This is a genomic window from Cobetia sp. MB87, from assembly GCF_011319755.1.
Taxonomy (GTDB): Bacteria; Pseudomonadota; Gammaproteobacteria; order Pseudomonadales; family Halomonadaceae; genus Cobetia.
The window spans coordinates 436211-454862 of sequence record NZ_VFBC01000005.1 but is presented as its reverse complement, the minus strand read 5'-3'; the positions used below and the strand labels follow the sequence as shown (position 1 = coordinate 454862).

The window sequence follows — 18652 nt, the reverse complement described above, 5'->3', positions numbered from 1 at the left end:
GATGCTTCCCCGGATTTACGGTGTGTGTGCCGGCAAGGCATGCACACCACAGGCCGGAGGTGCCACGACATGGCACGTCCGCCAGACAGCATTTATCGTTAGGTCATGTTCAACACGTTATTGATGAGGTGAGCCATGTTCGGTGGAAAAGGCGGTATGGGTAACATCATGAAGCAGGCGCAGGAAATGCAGGAGCGCATGCAGAAGGTCCAGGAAGAAGCCGCCAAGGCGGAAGTCCAGGGCGAATCCGGCGCGGGCATGGTCAAGGTCACCATGAACGGTCGTCATGACGTCGCGCGCGTCGAGATCGATCCGAGCCTGATGGAAGAAGACAAGGAGCTGCTGGAAGATCTGCTGGCGGCCGCCGTCAACGACGCGGTGCGCAAGGTCGAAGTCAATTCCAAGAAGCAGATGGAAGAGGCGACTGCTGGCATGAACCTTCCGGCCGGCTTCAAGATGCCGTTCTGATGGGATTCTCGCCGCTGGTCGATCAGTTGCTGGATGCCTTGCGCGTGTTGCCGGGCGTTGGCCCGAGAACGGCACAGCGCATGGCGCTGCATCTGCTGGAGCGTGATCGCATGGGCGCCGACCGTCTGGTCGGCGTGCTGGGCGAGGCGCTGGAGCGCGTCGGCTATTGCGCGCGCTGTCGCACGTTGACCGAGGAAGAGGTCTGTCAGCTGTGCCTGAGTCCGCGGCGTGATGAGCGCGTGCTGTGCGTGGTGGAATCGCCCGCCGATCAGCTCGCCATCGAGGGTGCGGGTGGCTATGTGGGGCGCTATTTCGTGCTGCACGGCCATCTGTCACCGCTGGATGGCATCGGGCCCGAGGATATCGGGCTGGATGCGCTGGAAACCCGCGTCCGTGAGAGCCAGATCGAGGAGCTGGTGCTGGCCACCAACCCGACGGTCGAGGGCGAGGCCACCGCTCATTACATCGCCGAGCAGCTTCGCGATGTGCAGCACGGTGGGCAGCCGCTCAAGCTGACGCGCCTGGCCTATGGCGTGCCGATGGGTGGTGAGCTGGAATACGTCGATGGCGGCACGCTCAGCCGTGCCTTCAGCGGTCGTCTGCCGTTCACCCTCGGCGAGATCTGATGCGATGCCGGTACCGGTTCCGGTGCCGACGATGTTCAGCACCGGCACTGGCTTCAAGGTAGCTTCGGCTTCAAGGCAGCTTCGGTATTGAAGCAACTACAGCAGCACGTCTGCGGGCGTGGTGGTCAGGAACCACCACGCCCGCGGTCGTTTACCGCCCGGTGTCTGGCGAGTGCCCGTCACCTTCAATTTCCGCTTGCCCGGGCAAGCCTGTCACCACGAGATTTCCTTGCTGATGAGTGATCAACCCGCCACCGCACTGCTGTCAGAGCTCGATTTCGAGGCCGTCTGGGTCGAGACCCCCGAGGCGCTGGCTGATGCCTGTGCTGAACTGGAAGGCGCCGATTGGCTGGCGTTGGACACCGAATTCATCCGCGAGTCGACCTTCTTCCCGATTCCGGCACTGGTGCAGCTGATGGCCGCCCGTGACGGCGAGCTGCCCGGTGCGGACGGCAAGACGCCGCGTATCTTCCTCATCGACCCCACCGTGGTGCCGGCCAGCGAGGCACTCAAGCGTCTGCTGGGGGCAGAGGGCCCGCTCAAGCTGCTGCACGCCTGTGGCGAGGACATGGAAGTCTTCCTGCGCTGGGCGGGCGTGGCGCCGACGCCGCTGATCGATACCCAGATCGCCGAAGGCCTGACCGGCGGTGAAGCCTCGATGGGCTATCAGCGTCTGGTCGAGCGCGTGGTGGGCGTCACCGTGCCCAAGGAAGAGACGCGTTCCAACTGGCTCAAGCGCCCCTTGAGTCAGGCGCAGTGCGATTACGCCGCGCTGGACGTGCTGTTCCTGCCGCAGGTGTGGTCCGAGCAGCGTGATGCATTACTCGAGCTGGACCGCATGGCGTGGCTTGAAGAGGATTGCCGGGACCCGGGCAGCAGCGGCGGTGCCACGCCGGACCCGGAGTACTGGAAGCGTCATCGCAGCCTGTGGAAGCTATCACCGCGCGGCCTGGCTGCCTGGCAGGTACTGTGTGACTGGCGTGAGGAGCAGATTCGTCTGCGTGACGTGCCGCGTTCACGCCTGCTGGCCGATGCGCAGCTGTTCGGTATCTGCGAGCGACTGCCGACCAATCGCTTCGAGCTGGCCAAGGTCGATGGCATGCACCCGCCGCAGATCAAGCGCCACGGGGACACCGTGCTGACGCTGCTCAAGGACGTGGCGATGATCGATGACAGTCAGCTGCCGCGCGTGCCGCCATCGCCGTTGGCGCCGGAATGGAAGAGCTGCATGAAGCGCCTCAAGCGTGAGGTCAATGCGGTGGCCGAGGCACAGCAGCTCAAGCCGGAGATTCTCGGCAAGCGCCGTGACATGGAAGCGCTGGTGATCGCCGATCACGAGGGTGAGCCGTTGCCCTTGCCTCAGGGCTGGCGTGGTGAACTGCTGGCCGCGCGCCTGGCCAAGGCGCTCGAGAGCTGACGCTCGCCGCTTCCGTGGGCCAGACTGCAAAGGGGCATGCGCGAGGTTCGCGCAGCCTGGTCTGCCAGCAACACAGGTCGGAAACAGGTCAAACAGGTAGTGAGCTCTCGGGTCATGCCCGTGACGTGAGAGCTCACTGATGCGCGCAAGCGCTGCAAGATGATGGGTAGCCCGATGACAGACGACAAGATGATCTGCGAGATCTACAAGAGCGCCAAGAAGGACGAGATGTACCTCTACGTCGAGAAGGCGCGTGGACTCAAGGATGTGCCGGAATCCCTGCTGGGCATCTTCGGCACGCCGACACCTCTGATGACACTGCTGATTCGTGCCGACAAGCCGCTGGCGCGCGTTGCCAGCACCACGGTGCTCGAGAAGATTCGCGAGCAGGGCTTCTATCTCCAGATGCCGCCGGCCAAGGAAAATCTCCTCAAGGAGATTGGCGTGACGCCGCCGGAAACGCATTACTGACGCCCTGTCCGGCAGACAAGACCGTACTGATGAAACGACCCTGCTGCCCGGCAGGGCGAGGAGAGCAAGATGAGCGATGTTCCGCAGCCTGACGGCGGAAAGCGTGAGCGTTTCTGGGAGCGCCACGCACTCTCGGAGCTGAATACCGCCGAGTGGGAGGCGCTGTGCGATGGCTGTGGCCAATGCTGCCTGCTCAAGTTCGAGGATGAAGACAGTGGTGATATCGCGGTACTCGATGTCGCCTGTCGCCTGCTGGATGTGCGCAAGGTCAGCTGCCGCGATTATCCCAATCGCGCCACGCGCGTACCGGGCTGCATCCCGCTGGATGTCGAGACGGTGGGCAAGCTGCGCTGGCTGCCGGAAACCTGCGGCTATCGTCGCCTGAATGAAGGTCGTGAGCTGCCTGAATGGCACCCGCTGTTGACTGGCGATGCCAGGAGCGTCAAGCGCGCCGGGGTCTCGGTGTCACGCTTTGCCGTCTCCGAGGTATCGGTGCGCCAGCAGGACCTGGAAGACCACATCATCGCGATCATCGATCCCGAGAGTTGAGTCGCGCCGCGGGCGCGTGTCAGTTTTCAGGTGGATGTCTCCAGAGAAGCGCAGCTCGATGAGCTGCGCTTTCTTGTTTCTGACATTCTGTATCTGGCATTCCGTGCCTGTCATTTCGAGTCAGGCAGTTCGAGTCAGGCATTCACTGCCTTGTCGTTGACTCCTCTGACCCTCAGCCACGTTGGATCTTTTATATAAGTTAATTTACATAAGTTGCTTTGCATGAGTTGCTTTGCATGGTCCATGGCGCGTGCATGCATTCAGATGCGCAATGTCTGGTTGTAAATAAATGAACGTTCATTTATTTTGTTGAAATTCGTTCAAGAACAGAACAGACCAGAGGCAGACGGGCCATGCGCCATCGTGATGAACACAAGCAGCAGGCGTTGCTGGAAGCCACGCTGCATGAGGTGGCCGAGCATGGTTTCGCCGTGACCTCCGTGGCGCGCATCGCGCGCGCCGCCGGCATGTCGCCCGGCACGCTCTATCTTTACTACCGTGACAAGGATGCCCTGCTGGAGGCGACCTTTCGTGAGGTCAGTCGGCGCATCATCGCGGTCGCCATCGAGGCCTTCGAGGCCGAACCGGCAGAGGCGATCGAGGCCGAGCCGTCACCGTTGTCGCCGGCTGCCCGGCAGCTGAAGTCGGCACTGTGTCGAGTGTGGAATGCTCTGGTGGCGCTGGGACGCCATCAGCCGGCGTTGTTCCGCTTTCACGATCAGTTTCTGCACTCTTCCCATATGCAGGACGCTCTGAGGGTCGCCAATCAGGAGCGCGCCGCGCCCTTGCTGGACGCCTTCGCGCTGGGCCAGCAGACCGGCATCCTCAAGCAGATCGATCTCGCCCTCATCGAGGTATTCATGTTCCGGTCGATCTACAGCCTGTTGCAGGGCTCCGGGTGCCAGGTACCGGCCATCAGCGCTGCCAGCTTCGACCAGGCCTTCGAGATGGCCTGGGACGCGATCGCGCTTCGCCAGTGAGGGCAGCCAGTCCCGCAGCGCAGCCGGACAGATGACAGATTTTCGCTTATGCCATTCCATTCCAACGACTCAAGGGCCCGCTGATGAAACTTCGACCTGGTGCCAAGCCACACCTGCGTACTCCTTTCGCCTGGCGGGGAGGCCGCGCCCTCAAGCTGTTCGCCGGACTCCTGTTGGCCCTCGGGCTTGCGGCCTGCAGTGAGGCCGAGGCACCGCTGGAGAAGCAGAAGGTACATCCGGTCAAGTTGCTGTCACTCTCGGATGAAGGCGACGGTGTCATCCAGCGCTATCCCGGCGTGGTCGAGGCCTCGGAGCGCTCCAACCTATCGTTCCGCATCGGCGGTGAGCTGCGCGAACTCAAGGTCCAGGCCGGCCAGGAGGTCGAGAAGGGCGAGCTGATCGCGCGTCTGGATGATCGTGATGCCAGAAGCGAGCTCAACAATGCCCGCTCCAGCTTCAATCTGGCGCAGGCGACCTACAAGCGCATGAAGTACTCGGTGGAGAAGGGTGCCATCAGTCGGGCGCGCTTCGATGAGGCGCAGGCCGAATTCCAGTCGGCGCAGGCCCAGTATTCCCAGGCGCAGGACCAGCTCAGCTACACCTATCTCAAGGCACCCTATGACGGGGTGATCGCGCGCGTGCCGGTGGACAACTATCAGGTGGTCGCCGCTCAGGAAACCATTGCCGTGCTGCAGCAGCCGGGGCAGATCGACGTGATCTTCAACATGCCGGAGCGTCAGGTGCGTGCCATCGATCGTGAGCGTGCCGAGGCCGGGCGCCTTGAGGATGCCGCCCTGGCCTGGGTGCGCTTCGGCAGTGGCGAGTCGCGCTATCCGGCCCGTTACAAGGAGCACGACACCAGTGCCAGCGAGGGCTCGCTGAGCTATGAAGTCACCCTGACGCTGCCGGAGCCGCAGGATATCACCGTACTGTCAGGCATGAGCGCTACCGTGGAGCTGGACATGCAGCAGCTGACGGCGGCGACCCAGGGCCAGTGGCGCGTGCCGATCGAGGCGGTGGTCACCCGGGAAGAAAGTCCGGATCAGGCCGTGGTGTGGCGCTATGTGCCCAATGGCGGTGACGCTCAGGCGAGCGAGTCGATCAATGAGAACGCCACCACGGACACCGGCTCAGACGACGGCAAGAATGAGGGCAAGCGCGAGGGCAAGCAGCAGGAAGCTGGCGCCCAGGGCACCGTCGAGGCCGTGCCGGTCACGGTATTGCAGGCCACCGGCGAAGGGCTGGTGATCACGGGAGAACTGAGTGCCGGTGACCGTCTGGTCACGGCGGGCGCCAGTCGCATGGAAGCCGGGGAGCCTGTGCGTCCCTGGGTCAAGGAAGCGGGGCTCTGATCCATGGTCGATTATTTCCTGAGACACAAGGTCATCAGCTGGATGGTCGTGCTGCTGCTGTCGGTGGGCGGCGTGACCTCCTTCTTCGGGCTCGGCCAGCTGGAATTTCCCGAGTTCACCATCCGCAACGCGGTGGTGACTACCCAGTATCCGGGCGCGACGCCCAAGCAGGTGGAAGAGGAAGTCACACTGCCGCTGGAGAAGGCGATCCAGCAGATTCCCAATCTCAAGCGCGTCAGCTCGGTCAACAGCTCCGGTCTTTCCCAGATCACGCTGGAGCTCGAGAGCAGCGTGCGCGAAGGCGAGATGCAGCAGTACTGGGACCTGCTGCGTCGCAAGATCAATGATGCCCAGTCGAGCCTGCCGCCCGGCAGTGGCTCCTCGATCGTCAATGACGACTTCGGCGATGTGTTCGGGCTGCTCTACAACCTGAGCGGCAAGGGCTATTCGGCGCATGACCTCGAGGACCAGGCCGACTTGCTGCAGCGCGAGCTGACGCTGGTGGAGGGGGTCAAGAAGGTCTCCATCGTCGGCGCGCGCAGCGAGCAGGTCATCGTCGCGCTGGATCGTGATCGCATGCAGGCGCTTAACATCTCGCCGGATCAGCTCGCCAATCTGCTCAATGCCCAGAACGTGGTCGGTGACGCCGGGCGTATCCGCCAGAACGGCCTGTCGCTGGAACTGCAGCCAAGTGGCGAGTTCCAGAGCGTGCAGGACCTGGAGCGTCTGGTGGTCGGGCGTCCCGGCAATGGTGGCCTGATTCGTCTCGGCGATATCGCCTCGGTCAGCCGCGAGTACACCGAATCGCCGTCGCGTCTCTACCACACCGATGGTGAGACGGCGCTGTCGCTGGGCATCTCGTTCGCCTCCGGCGTCAATGTGGTCGAGGTCGGCGAACTGGTCGACAAGCATCTTGGCGAGCTTGAGTCGCGCATGCCGCTGGGCATGGAGCTGACGACGGTCTATCACCAGCCGCAGGTGGTGGATGAGGCGGTGTCCGGCTTCTTGATCAATCTGGCCGAGGCCGTCGGCATCGTGATTCTGGTGCTGCTGGTGTTCATGGGCGTCAAGAGTGGCGTGCTGATGGGGCTGGTGCTGTTGATCACCATTCTCGGCACCTTCGTGATGATGTCGATTCATGGCATCGAGCTGCAGAAGATCTCGCTGGGGGCCTTGATCATCGCGCTGGGCATGCTGGTGGACAATGCCATCGTGGTCACCGAGGGCATGTTGATCGGCCTCAAGCGTGGCAAGACCAAGCGTCAGGCCGCCTTCGAGGTCGTCAGCCAGAACCGCATGCCGTTGCTGGGGGCCACGGTGATCGCGATCACCGCCTTCGCGCCCATCGGTCTGTCGCCGGATGCCACCGGCGAGTTCGTCGGGTCATTGTTCTGGGTGCTGTGCTACTCGTTGCTGTTGAGCTGGATCACCGCCCTGACGCTGACGCCGTTCTTCTTCGACATGTTCTTCCGCGAAGCGCGGGAGACGGCAGGCAGTGACGCGGACGAGAATCAGGAGGAAGACCCCTATCGTGGCGTCATCTTCCGTGGCTTCCGCAGCCTGCTGAGCTGGGCGATTCGCCTGCGCTGGCTGACCCTGGGGGGCGCGGTGGCGTTGCTGGTAGTGGCCGTGATGAGCTTCGGGCAGGTCAAGAACGCCTTCTTCCCGGATGCCTCGACACCGCTGTTCTTCGTCGATGTCTGGATGCCGGAAGGCACCGATGTGCTGGCGACGGAAGCGCGCATCGCGGACCTTGAGCAGCAGGTGCTCAAGATGGACAAGGTCAATCATGTCACCAGTGTCACCGGCGGGGGCGCCCAGCGCTTCACGCTGACCTACTCGCCGGAAGACAGCTATGCAAGCTTCGGGCAGCTGATCGTCGAGACCCGGGACCGGGCCAGTCGCGAAGCGCGCATGGAGGAGGTGATACGCCTGATACGCGCCGAGTACCCTGAAGTCGAATACAAGGTGCAGGCGTTGCAGGTCGGGCCCTCGGCGAAGGCGAGTCTCGAGGCGCGCCTCTATGGCGAAGACCCCGCAGTGCTGCGTCAGCTGGCGGGCAAGGTACGTAGCGTCTTCGAGGAGGAGCCGCTGGCCGACAGCATTCGTCTGTCATGGCGCAATCGCGTCAATCGCATCGAGCCAGAATTCCTGGATGATCAGGCGCGGCGTGTCGGTGTGACGCGTGATTCACTGCATCAGGCGCTGCTGATCAACAGCGACGGTGAGAGCGTGGGTGTCTATCGCGAAGGCTCCGAGCTGATCCCGATCCTGCTGCGCGGAGAGGAGCGTCAGCGCTTCGACCTCGACACCCTGGCGAGCCTCAACGTCTGGAGCGATGAGCAGGAGACCTACGTGCCGGCGGGCTCGGTGATGGGGCCGCTCGAGACCGAGCTGCGCGACCCGCTGATCAAGCGTCGCGATCGTCAGCGCATGCTGGCGGTCTACGCCGAGCCGATGCCGCTGTCCGGCGAAACGGCCGCCAGCGTGCTGGGGCGTATCCGTCCCAAGATCGAGGCCATCGAGCTGCCCGAGGGCTACCACCTGGAGTGGGGCGGCGAGTACGAAACCTCATCCGAGGCTCAGCAGGCGCTGTTCTCCTCGCTGCCGATGGGGCTGCTGGGCATGTTCGTGATCACGGTGCTGCTGTTCTCCAATCTGCGTCAGGCGCTGGCCATCTGGTCCATCGTGCCGCTGACGCTGATCGGTATCGTCAGTGGTCTGATCGTGTTCGGCGCACCCTTCACCTTCATGGCGCTGCTCGGCACCTTGAGTCTGATCGGCATGGTACTCAAGAATGCCATCGTGCTGGTGGAAGAGATCAACGTGCAGCTCGATGAGCAGGAGGATCGCTTCCAGGCGGTGGTGCAGGCGGCCGTCAGTCGTGTGCGACCGGTGTCGATGGCGGCGATCACCACCATGCTGGGCATGATTCCGCTGTTCCCGGACGCCTTCTTCTCGAGCATGGCGGTAGTGATCGTGTTCGGGCTGGGCGTGGCGACCCTGCTGACGCTGGTGGTGCTGCCGGTGGCGTACTGCGCCTTCTTCCGCATCCCGACCAGCAAGCATTCCATGAAGACATCCTGATGTGATGATCCTGATGTGATGAGAATGCGGTAATCTTGGTCTGCGCTGTCTGCGGCCACCCACACCATGACGCCCGATGACAGTGCCTTTGTCATCGGGCGTCATGGTGTGGTTCGTGCTCGCTATCCTGCGTGAGGGGCATCGCCGCAAGCCCCTTTCCGTTACACTATGCGCCGCCGGTCGCGAGTTGCCCGGTCGCAAGTGTTGCGTCAGTCGAATCCTATCGAGTCGTGAGGTGTGCCTTGGTCGAACCCCTGAGTGCCTGGTGGGGGCAACAGCTGGTGTTGTGCGGTTGGGGCTTCAGTGCAGCGCCGGAAACGGTGTGGACACCGGCCCAGGCGTGCGCGCGTCTGAAGGCCCAGGAAGTCCCGGATGCGGGCGAGTTGGGATGGCGTCTGCTGGAGGCCTTCCCCAATGACACCCCGGACCCGCTGCACCAGCTGGAGGCGTTGGAACTGCTGGCGCTGGCACGTACCGCGGGCTGGCTGTCAGAGGCGCGCACGCGTGCCTGGCTGATACGTCTGCTGACAGCGATCGGCGGGCGTTTCACCTCGCTGGATGACTGGCTCAAGGCGCTGGCCCATTCGCGCAGCGATGCGGGCTGGACGCGAGGCGATGATGGCTTCTTCGAGGCCAGCCTCGCGTTGTCTCAGTTGGAGCACGAAGACGCCGGCGTCACCTGGCCACGCCTGCAGGAGGCGCTGGAGGCACAGCCTCCGGTGGCGGTCACGCAGCTCTGGCCTCAGGGCGAGCGCGACCGGGTCTGGATGGCGCGCGCCATCTTCTCGCCGTGGCTCGGTGGGCAGTCATTGACCACCGATGACAGCGGCCCGCACGAGGACGGTGCCAGCGGCTTTGACGCCGCGGCGCACTGGCCGGATGTCGCGCGCTGGCTGGCCGAGACCTGGGCGATCACCGGGCGTGATGAGCTGATACGTCTGCTGCTGTGGCTGGCCTCGCAGGGGCATCGCTATGGCTGGGACATCGACAGCGCACGCCTGATGACGGCCAGCGACAGCGAGCGTGCCAAGTGGCTGGATGAGCTGGAAGCGGATGCGGCGCAGGAAGAGGCCGAACGCAAGTCGGAAGGGCGCAAGGGGGCTCCCGCGCATGCTTCCTCGAGTCTCGAAGTCGCCGATGGCGGGCTGGAAAAGCCCCCGTCACCGACGGCCTACGGCGAGCTGCTGTTGCAGTATCTCGATCGTGGTGAGCCACTGGAATTCGCCGCCTGGGACTGGCTGCGTCTGGTCGATCTCGCCTTCGCCGGGTTATGTGCCGGCTGGCTGAGTCGTGAGGAGGGCGAGGACTTCGCCGCCCACGGCATTGACCTGCTGGTGCGCCGCTATGCCGACTGGCAGGGCGTGGCCCGCGCCTATCAGCGTGGTCGCAGCCTGTTCGAGGGTGTCGATCTGACCCGCGACACCGAGAGTGACTGGCGTCCGCTGATGGCGTCGCCGCTGACGCCGCTGCGTTGCGAGCTGCATGCGCTGTTACCTGCCGCCCAGCGTGAGCGCTGCCGCGCGGCGATCCGTGCGTGGCGCAATGACAGCCGCCATTGGGTGCTGGCCATCGCCAGTATCCGCGAGCCGGACCTGCTCTATCGTCAGGGGCTTGTCGCCGAGGTCGATGCGGCGCGCCGCGAAGAGGCACGCCAATATCTCAACGAGACGCTGGCGCTGGATACCCGCGACGGCGTGCAGGGCATGGCACGTTTCTGGCTGCCGGCGCAGGCGCATCATCTCAATCAGCTGGCTGCCGACGCCGCGCGTGGTGCCTTGCCCGACGCCCAGACCCCCTTCGGACGTGCCGATGCCGTCGAGCTTGAGCGCCGTCAACGGTTGGCCGTCTGTCATCGCTATCCCGCCAGCGTGGTGATGGCCGAGAAGTACGCCTTCTATCTGCTGATGGTGCAGGACAGTGGTGATTTCCCGGCCGATGAGCTAGCGCAGTGTGGCGAGCGTTTGCGCAGTGCCCTGTGTCGCTACTACCCGGACGCCATGCGTCTGCTGGAAGCCTGGGCGGTGTGGGAATCCGCGGTGCCGGAACTCGAGGACCATCCGCTGGTCAACGAGATCCGCTGGCATCTCGATGACCCCGGCAGTCTGTTCCATTGGCTCGACTGGCGCGCCAGTGACTGGCAGGAGCCGGGGCTGCGTCCGAGTCTGGATCGCTTCACGGCGCTGGCGCTGAGCGGTCCGCTCAATACACCGTGCTGGGGCGAGCCGATGGTCGAGTACGGGCGGGGCGTCGAGGAACTCAGCGGCTGGCTCGAAGGTCATTATGGTCTCGCCAATGCCGAGGCGCTCAAGGGCTTCCTCGACTTCCTGCGCGATGCCGGTGATCGGGATGAATACCAGATCAATTACGGCCCCTACACTCTCAATCGCGCCCGCCTCGATAACGAGATCGACGTGCTGGAAAGCGCCGAGCGCGGCGATGACGAGCAGGTGCATCTGGACCGTCTGCGTCGCGTCAGAGACAACGAGGCGCGCTGCAACGAGCTGGACATGGCGGCGTGGGACATCGCCCAGATGGTGGACCTCGCGATTGCCGGGCGACAGCTGGGCTGGCTGGACGAGGTGACCTTCACCGCCTATCTGGACAGTGCCTATGCGATGGCGCGCGACCACTACGGCAGCTGGAAGGAATATGCCCGGGGACTGTTTGCCGGCTATGCCTTCTTCATGGGTGACACCGACCAGCGTGACAGCTTCCTGCGCGGCTTCCGCGACGCGCTCATCCAATGGTTGACGGCGGCGCCCCCGCTGGCCGGCGCTTGGTCGAGTCTCGATTTCCCGGGCGCGCGGCCGGGCCATTGGCCGGCATTGCATCTGGATGTGCTGAGCGGAGACGCTCGCACGCTGCACTGAGCGGGACTCAATTCAGGTTGGGTGAGCGGCAGAGGGTACCTTATCTGATACTTTGGTCTAACTTGTGCGGCAATGGCATACGGTTTGCGGAAACATGAACTACTATCCTGCGAACGACTCGGGTTTGTCATCTGACTGTCGTCATCGTGTTGCAAGGTGTGCTGCTGCCTGATTTGGCCCACCCTGTCAGATAGTCGCCGTGTTATCTCTGATCGATCAACGATCATCGTCATGCATCAATGGTTATCGCCGTCCGCAAGCGCTGCTCACCTTCACCCTTCCAGCGCCGGGCCCACGACGAGGAATGCTGGATGCGCCACGCGTTATTATGCTGTTTTCTGATCCTGCCACTGGGTGTGGCAGGCTGTGCCAGTCACTCAACACCGTCCAATGATGTGGCCTACTACGATGTGGACCTGCCGGAATTGCCGAAGCTCAAGCGCTATCGCCAGTCCGCGTCCCAGCCGGCTGCCGAGCCGCAGGACTACGCCATGTCAGGGCCGAGCATCCGCGATGTCCTGCTGGAAGAGCATGACCGCTGGGCCGGGACGCCCTATCGTCTGGGGGGAACCAACACTCGCGGCATCGATTGCTCCGCCTTGATGCAGCATGTCTTCAGTGATGGTTTCGGTATCGATCTGCCGCGTACCACCACCGACCAGGTGAAGCGTGGCAAGCGCATCGACAAGTCGCAGCTCAAGCCGGGCGATCTGGTCTTCTTCCGACCCTCGCGTCGCTATAACCATGTAGGTGTCTACGTCGGCAACGGCTACTTCCTGCATGCGTCCACCTCGCGTGGCGTGAAGCTGTCGCGGCTCGACAACGTCTATTGGTCCCAGCACTACTGGCAGTCGCGTCGCCCGATGCCCTACGAGGCCATGCAGATGAAGCTGGCCATGCGTAGCCAGTGAGCTGATCACGCGCCGCACTGAAACAGACAAGTGTCTTCTTGGACATCACCCGGCCCTGGCCGGGTGATGTCGTTTCTGGACCCGGGAAAATGTCAGCCACTGCTCAGGAAGGGAGCTCCAGCGCAGTGCTGCTTGCCTGATCCCCAGCGCTCTAGGCGTCCGGGGCGGGTCTATCGGCCGCCGAGTGTTCAATGACGAAATCGACCAGCGCCTGCTCGGCACGCGACAGGCCGCGTTCGCGGCGCCAGGCGAGTGACAGCTCAAGCCAGGCGGGCTCATCGAACGATACGGCGGTCAGGTTGTTCTCTTCACGGTCGTCCTCGACCACACGCTTGAGGAAGGTGGTGATTCCGAATCCCCGCGCGACGATCGCCTTGTTGAGGGCGATCAGGTTCGATTCGAAGGCGATGCTCGGCGCGAGGCCATGCCGGCTGGCCAGGCGCTCGATGAAGTTGCGATGAAAGTAGCCGCGCTTGAAGACCACCAGCTCCTCGGCGAAGAACTCCTCGACGCTGATCTGCGTGCGGGCGGCCAGCGGATGATCGTTCGCCAGGCAGACCACCATTTCCTCGCTCAGGAAGTGGCGTCGAATCAGGCCGTGGGTGTCGCTGCCGAGCTGGTCCTCGACGATGACGCCCAGGTCCAGCTCGGCATTGTCGATCATCCGGCGCAGGCTCAGGGTGCCGCCCTCGATCACGCTGAGCTTGATGTCGGGATAGCGTGCCTTGAACGCCATCAACAGCGGCGGGAAGTAGTAGGAGCCGAGCATCGAAGAGACGCCGATGCGCACCTCGCCCTTGACCAGCCCCTCGAGCTCCGCCATCGCCAGTGCCGCGCGCTGTGCCTGTTGCAGCAGGGGCCGGGCATGCTCGAGCAGCGTATCGCCGGCCGGTGTCAGGCGCAGACCGCGTGAGCCCCTGACCAGCAGTTGGGTGCCCAGCCGGCCTTCAAGCCCGGCGAGCGACTGGCTGACCGCTGACTGGGCCAGGCTGAGTGACTGAGCGGCAGTGGTGAAGCTCTGGTGCTCGACGACACTGACGAATATCTCCAGTGCACGCAGATCGAAGGGCAGTTTCATCGCGGGGTCCTGTTGATCGCGAGGTGCTTTTCAGCGCGGAGTCCTTTATCTGCGCAGCTTCCTTCTCGGCGCAGTTTGCGACATTCCTGTGTCGCCACGGCCATCAGCTTTGCTGATGGTCAGCATCATGTCGAGCTATTTTACTGATGCGAGCGCGCGGCGCAGACTGGCGCCATCCCCATGCTTGATTGAGTGCAGGTACCTGATGGCTTCATCGCATTCCGCGTCTTCTTCCCCCGCCTCCGCCAGTTCGATCTCCGCCACACAGGCAGAGCTGCCCGAGCCGCTCAAGGCGCGCGGGCGTGACTGGCGGCACATGACCCAGGCGCTGTGCCTGGGCTCCTTCGTGGTCTTCATCAACCTCTATCTGGTGCAACCGCTGCTGCCGCTGCTGGCGACGGATCTGGGCCTGAGCTCGCTGCAGGCGAGTCTGTCCCTGTCGGTGAGCACCCTGACGCTGGCTCTGGCATTGCTGGTGTTCGGCCCGCTGTCCGATGCGCTGGGGCGGCGGCGTATCCTGCTGTGGACCCTGGCTGGCGGGGTGGCCTGTTCAGGGCTGGCACTGTTCGCCGAGGGCTTCTGGTCGCTGCTGGCGGTGCGCGCGCTGCAGGGCTTTCTGCTCGGCGGCCTGCCGGCGGTGGCAGTGGCGTACATGAGTGACGAGATGGAGCAACCCGCCTTGATGGTGGCAGTGGGGCTCTATATCAGCGCCAATTCGCTGGGCGGCATCTCGGGGCGGGTCGCGGGGGGCGTGATCGCGGAGCACTGGGGCTGGCAGGCCAGCTTTGCCGCCATCGGCGGCGTCAGCCTGTTGGTACTGGGGGCCTTGTGGCAGCTGCTGCCGCGCCAGAGACGCTTCGTTGCCCAGCCGCTCAAGCTGAGCAGCATGCTGGCAGGCCTGGGGCGTCATCTGCGCAACCCTCGTCTGTGGCCGGTGTTTCTGCTCGGTGGGCTGAATTTCTTCATCTTCGTCAATCTCTACAGCTACATGACCTTTCGATTGAGTGAGGCGCCCTGGTCACTCAGCAGTCAATGGCTGGGGCTGTTGTTCCTGACCTATCTGGCAGGCACCTTCGGCGCCTCCCAGTCTGGCCGGCTGGCACGGCGTCTGGTGCCGGGGGCCGCGGCTGAGCACGGCGAGGCCGCGCTGGCGATCGCTCAGCGACGCGGTCAGGCGCTGACCATGATGCTGGGCACCGGCATCGTGATACTCGGCACGCTGTTGACGTTGAGTCACTCGCTGGTCGGGATGTTGATCGGTCTGAGTTTGAATGCCTTCGGCTTCTTCCTCGCGCATGCCACCGCCTCGGCCTGGGTCGGGCGCAATGCCGAAGGCGCGCGGGCCAGTGCCAGTGCGCTGTATCTGACCGCCTACTATCTTGGCGCGAGTCTCGGCGGCTTCTGGCTGGAACCCTTCTGGCAGGCTGCCGGATGGCCCGGGGTGGTGGCCGCCAGCGTACTGGTACTGGCGGTGACCTTCTCGCTGGCAATCCTGTGCTGGCGCCGGGCCACCACGCAGTATTGAGTCTGAAAGCGGCACAGGCACCAGAGCACGCATACGACAACGGCTCGCCAGATGGCGAGCCGTTGTCGTTCAGAGGGCCTGGAGGGCGGAATCAGTGCGCGGGGGCATCGTCACCCCAGATCTCTTCCAGACGGTCATCGCGGCCACAGCCGGCGCGATAGAAGCGATAGCGCACCGGGTTCTTCTTGTAGAAATCCTGATGGTAATCCTCGGCCGCATACCAGGGCCCTGCCGCCTCGATCTCGGTGGCGATGCCTTCGGGGAATCTGTCCTTCAGTGCATCGCGACTGGCTTCGGCGGCCTCACGCTGTGCCTCATCCACCGGATAGATGCCGCTGCGGTATTGGGTGCCGGCATCACAGAACTGGCGATCCACCGCGACCGGGTCGATGTTGTGCCAGAAGACATCCAGCAGGGTGTCGTAGCTGACCTTTTCGGGCTCGTACACCACCTTGACCGCTTCGGTGTGCCCGGTGCCGCCCGAGGAGACCTGCTTGTAGGTCGGATTGTCCTGTTCGCCGGCGGTATAGCCGGAGGTGGTTGAGATCACACCGTCCAGCTTGTCGAAGGGCCCCTCCATGCACCAGAAGCAGCCACCGGCGAAGATGGCGACTTCCTGGCCTTGAGCAACACCCTCGGCGACGCCCTTGGGCGCCGTTTCCGGGTCGAAGGCATTGGCGTGGCCGACAAGCAGCAGGCCGCCGAGGAGGCTTGCCAGTGGCGTGAGACGTCTGAGCGCTGGGAAGGGGATTCGCGTGTATCGGGTCATGGTGTCTCCGGGAAAGGCGTCATTCCTTCGAGATGAGTACACGGAAATTTCCATGTCTCGGTGAGCCGTGAGATGACTGGCGTTGTTGAGTTCTCACTGCCTGTATCAGGTTTCTACGCGAATAAACGTGGGATGGATGCGAACATGCAGAATGAAACCTTACCGTTGTCGTGATCAAGTCACTGTCATTCACCCCGCTACGCGAATCAGTGCATCCAGTCAGCGTCATGCCTCGTAAGGACACGGTACATCCCAATGACATGCCCATGACGGCAGGAATCGAAAAGGAAATCGCCAGTGAATAAACGCAAGTTACTGCTTCTGGGCGCCATCGTCGCTGCCATCGTGGTGTTCTTTGCCAGCGGGGCGCAGGATTACTTCACCCTGCAGAGCCTCAAGGCCAGCCAGTCGGAATTCCAGGCGTTGTTCGCGGAATCGCCGTACAAGGTCGCGGGCACCTTCTTCGTCGTCTACGTGGCGATGGCGGCACTTTCACTGCCCGGGGCAGCACTGCTGACGCTGCTGGGCGGCGCGCTGTTCGGCTTCGGCTGGGGGCTGTTGCTGATCTCCTTCGCCAGCACCATCGGTGCGACGCTGGCCTTCCTGATTTCCCGTACTCTGCTGCGCGAGAGCATCGAGAAGCGCTTCCGCCGTCAGCTGGAATCCCTCAATCGTGGCGTCGAGCGTGAAGGCGGTTTCTATCTGTTCACGCTGCGCCTGGTACCGGTCTTCCCATTCTTCATCGTCAATCTGGTGATGGGCCTGACCCGCATGCGCGTGGTCACCTTCTACGTGGCAAGCCAGCTGGGCATGCTGGCGGGCACCGCCATCTACGTGAATGCCGGTCGTGAGCTGGGCCAGCTGGAGTCTCTGTCCGGCATCCTCTCGCCGGGACTGATCGCCTCCTTCATCGCGCTGGGCCTGTTCCCGCTGATCGCCAAGAAGATCGTCGGCGTGCTGCGCAAGCGCAAGCAGCAGGCGGCCTTCACCAAGCCGAAGACCTTCGACTACGACATGGTCGTCATCGGTGCCGGTTCCGCCGGGCTGGTGACCAGCTATATCGCCTCCGCCGTCAATGCGCGTGTCGCGCTGATCGAGCGTCACAAGATGGGCGGTGACTGCCTCAATACCGGCTGTGTGCCCTCCAAGGCGCTGATTCGTGCCGGGCGTGCAGCTCATGAGATTCGCCAGTCACAGCGCTTCGGGATCACCGCCAATGAGCCGGAGATCGACTTCGCCAAGGTGATGGGGCATGTGCAGGACGTGGTCGAGAGTGTCGAACCGCATGACAGCATCGAGCGTTACGAGAGTCTGGGCGTGGAAGTCCATACCGGCAACGCCAGACTCAGGACGCCCTGGGAAGTGGAAGTCGATGGCCGCGTGCTGACCACGCGCAACGTGGTGATCGCCACCGGTGCCCGCCCGCGTGTTCCTGCGATCCCCGGTATCGAGCTGATCACGCCGTTGACCTCTGACAACCTTTGGGATCTCAGGGTGCAGCCCAAGCGCCTGGTCGTGCTGGGTTCCGGCCCGATCGGCATGGAACTGGGCCAGAGCTTCGCGCGCCTGGGCAGTCACGTCACCATCATCGAGGGTGCCCCACGGGTGATGCCGCGTGAGGACGAGGAAGTCAGCACGCTGATGCACGAGCAGCTGGCTGGTGAGGGCGTCGATCTGCGCATCAATTCCACCGCCACGCGCATCGAGGTGCTCAAGGACAAGGACAGTCAGCCGATGCGCCATCTGGTCGTGAGTTCTCCCGACGGTGAGGAGAGCTGGATCGAGTTCGACGAGCTGCTGGTGGCCATCGGGCGCGAAGCCAACGTCGAAGGCTTCGGTCTGGAAGAGCTGGGCATCGCGGTTTCCGAGCGCGGCACCATCGATGTCTCCGAGTCGCTGCAGACTCTGCAGCCGAACATCTGGGCATGCGGCGATGTGGCCGGCCCCTACCAGTTCACCCATGCGGCGGGTCATCAGGCGTGGCACGCGGCGGTCAACGCGCTGTTCGGTGGTCTGAAGACCTTCAAGGTCGACTACCGTATCATGCCGATGGTCACCTACACGGAGCCGGAAGTGGCACGTGTCGGCCTCAACGAGACCGAAGCCAAGGCCCAGGGCTATGAGTACGAGGTCACCCATTACGAGATGGGCGAGAGTGATCGTGCGCTGGCCGAGCGGGCCACCGAAGGCTTCGTCAAGGTACTCACCGAGAAGGGCCGTGATCGTATCCTGGGTGTGACGCTGGTCGGTGCCTATGCAGGCGAATGGTTGGCAGAATTCACCATGGCCATGAAACACGGCATCGGCCTCAACAAGATACTCTCCACCATCCATCCGTACCCGACACTGTCGGAAGCCAACAAGGCCGCGGCGGGCATGTGGAAGAATGCCCACAAGCCGGAAGGCGTGCTCAAGGTGCTCGACCGTTACTTCACCTGGCGCCGCAATGGTCGCTTCGAACCGACCAAGACGCTCAAGGCGACGGACGCCGCGAGTGCTCCGGCTGCTGAAAAACACTAATTGATGACTGATGCCGCGCACCCGCATGT

14 protein-coding genes are annotated in these 18652 nt (G+C 63.4%); 12 read left to right on the top strand and 2 right to left on the bottom strand.

What is annotated here, in order from left to right:
- Positions 1-135 precede the first annotated feature (135 nt).
- The 10 genes from CDPAHKCJ_RS05275 (at position 136) to CDPAHKCJ_RS05230 (ending at position 12731) form a co-directional block, all read left to right on the top strand.
- Entirely contained in the window at positions 136-468 is a 333-nt protein-coding gene (locus CDPAHKCJ_RS05275) for a YbaB/EbfC family nucleoid-associated protein (protein WP_043333871.1), read from the top strand.
- Positions 468-1094, top strand: coding sequence for a recombination mediator RecR (recR, locus tag CDPAHKCJ_RS05270; RefSeq protein WP_043333870.1), 627 nt, complete (start codon positions 468-470; stop codon positions 1092-1094). The genes CDPAHKCJ_RS05275 and recR overlap by 1 nt, the downstream gene beginning before the upstream one ends.
- 235 nt (positions 1095-1329) lie before the next feature.
- On the top strand, positions 1330-2511 hold the full coding sequence (gene rnd / locus CDPAHKCJ_RS05265; RefSeq protein ID WP_166018942.1) for a ribonuclease D: 1182 nt from the start codon (positions 1330-1332) through the stop codon (positions 2509-2511).
- Positions 2512-2685: 174 nt separating this feature from the next.
- Positions 2686-2982: a YcgL domain-containing protein gene (locus CDPAHKCJ_RS05260; protein ID WP_043333897.1), complete on the top strand. Its 297-nt coding sequence runs from the start codon at positions 2686-2688 to the stop codon at positions 2980-2982.
- 69 nt (positions 2983-3051) lie between these two features.
- Positions 3052-3531 (top strand): YcgN family cysteine cluster protein, encoded by a 480-nt coding sequence (locus tag CDPAHKCJ_RS05255; protein WP_166018941.1) that lies wholly within the window; start codon positions 3052-3054, stop codon positions 3529-3531.
- A 353-nt stretch (positions 3532-3884) separates the two neighbouring features.
- Positions 3885-4511 (top strand): TetR family transcriptional regulator, encoded by a 627-nt coding sequence (locus CDPAHKCJ_RS05250; protein ID WP_166018940.1) that lies wholly within the window; start codon positions 3885-3887, stop codon positions 4509-4511.
- Between the two features lie 83 nt (positions 4512-4594).
- Positions 4595-5863 (top strand): efflux RND transporter periplasmic adaptor subunit, encoded by a 1269-nt coding sequence (locus CDPAHKCJ_RS05245; RefSeq protein ID WP_166018939.1) that lies wholly within the window; start codon positions 4595-4597, stop codon positions 5861-5863.
- 3 nt (positions 5864-5866) lie between these two features.
- Positions 5867-8950, top strand: a complete 3084-nt coding sequence (locus CDPAHKCJ_RS05240; protein WP_166018938.1) for an efflux RND transporter permease subunit — start codon at positions 5867-5869, stop codon at positions 8948-8950.
- A 242-nt stretch (positions 8951-9192) separates the two neighbouring features.
- Complete coding sequence (locus CDPAHKCJ_RS05235; protein ID WP_166018937.1) at positions 9193-11820, top strand: YbeU/YbeR family protein; 2628 nt, start codon at positions 9193-9195, stop codon at positions 11818-11820.
- Between the two features lie 311 nt (positions 11821-12131).
- Positions 12132-12731: an NlpC/P60 family protein gene (locus CDPAHKCJ_RS05230; RefSeq protein ID WP_166018936.1), complete on the top strand. Its 600-nt coding sequence runs from the start codon at positions 12132-12134 to the stop codon at positions 12729-12731.
- 151 nt (positions 12732-12882) lie between these two features.
- On the opposite strand, the gene CDPAHKCJ_RS05225 is transcribed toward CDPAHKCJ_RS05230, so the two are convergent.
- A complete protein-coding gene (locus CDPAHKCJ_RS05225) occupies positions 12883-13809 on the bottom strand; it encodes a LysR family transcriptional regulator (RefSeq protein WP_166018935.1) in 927 nt (308 codons plus the stop codon).
- 205 nt (positions 13810-14014) lie between these two features.
- Between CDPAHKCJ_RS05225 and CDPAHKCJ_RS05220 the strand changes: the two genes are divergently transcribed.
- A complete protein-coding gene (locus CDPAHKCJ_RS05220; RefSeq protein ID WP_166018934.1) occupies positions 14015-15334 on the top strand; it encodes an MFS transporter in 1320 nt (439 codons plus the stop codon).
- Between the two features lie 91 nt (positions 15335-15425).
- On the opposite strand, the gene msrA is transcribed toward CDPAHKCJ_RS05220, so the two are convergent.
- A complete protein-coding gene (gene msrA / locus CDPAHKCJ_RS05215) occupies positions 15426-16103 on the bottom strand; it encodes a peptide-methionine (S)-S-oxide reductase MsrA (RefSeq protein ID WP_166018933.1) in 678 nt (225 codons plus the stop codon).
- Between the two features lie 297 nt (positions 16104-16400).
- On the opposite strand from msrA, the gene CDPAHKCJ_RS05210 reads away from it, so the two are divergent.
- On the top strand, positions 16401-18623 hold the full coding sequence (locus CDPAHKCJ_RS05210; protein WP_166018932.1) for an FAD-dependent oxidoreductase: 2223 nt from the start codon (positions 16401-16403) through the stop codon (positions 18621-18623).
- Positions 18624-18652: the final 29 nt, after the last annotated feature.

Excerpts from the sequence above, each read along its gene's own strand:
- CDPAHKCJ_RS05275 (WP_043333871.1), top strand. The coding sequence starts at position 136 with ATGTTCGGTGGAAAAGGCGGTATGGGTAACATCATGAAGCAGGCGCAG.
- recR (WP_043333870.1), top strand. The coding sequence starts at position 468 with ATGGGATTCTCGCCGCTGGTCGATCAGTTGCTGGATGCCTTGCGCGTG.
- rnd (WP_166018942.1), top strand. The coding sequence starts at position 1,330 with ATGAGTGATCAACCCGCCACCGCACTGCTGTCAGAGCTCGATTTCGAG.
- CDPAHKCJ_RS05260 (WP_043333897.1), top strand. The coding sequence starts at position 2,686 with ATGACAGACGACAAGATGATCTGCGAGATCTACAAGAGCGCCAAGAAG.
- CDPAHKCJ_RS05255 (WP_166018941.1), top strand. The coding sequence starts at position 3,052 with ATGAGCGATGTTCCGCAGCCTGACGGCGGAAAGCGTGAGCGTTTCTGG.
- CDPAHKCJ_RS05250 (WP_166018940.1), top strand. The coding sequence starts at position 3,885 with ATGCGCCATCGTGATGAACACAAGCAGCAGGCGTTGCTGGAAGCCACG.
- CDPAHKCJ_RS05245 (WP_166018939.1), top strand. The coding sequence starts at position 4,595 with ATGAAACTTCGACCTGGTGCCAAGCCACACCTGCGTACTCCTTTCGCC.
- CDPAHKCJ_RS05240 (WP_166018938.1), top strand. The coding sequence starts at position 5,867 with ATGGTCGATTATTTCCTGAGACACAAGGTCATCAGCTGGATGGTCGTG.
- CDPAHKCJ_RS05230 (WP_166018936.1), top strand. The coding sequence starts at position 12,132 with ATGCGCCACGCGTTATTATGCTGTTTTCTGATCCTGCCACTGGGTGTG.
- CDPAHKCJ_RS05225 (WP_166018935.1), bottom strand. The coding sequence starts at position 13,809 with ATGAAACTGCCCTTCGATCTGCGTGCACTGGAGATATTCGTCAGTGTC.
- CDPAHKCJ_RS05220 (WP_166018934.1), top strand. The coding sequence starts at position 14,015 with ATGGCTTCATCGCATTCCGCGTCTTCTTCCCCCGCCTCCGCCAGTTCG.
- msrA (WP_166018933.1), bottom strand. The coding sequence starts at position 16,103 with ATGACCCGATACACGCGAATCCCCTTCCCAGCGCTCAGACGTCTCACG.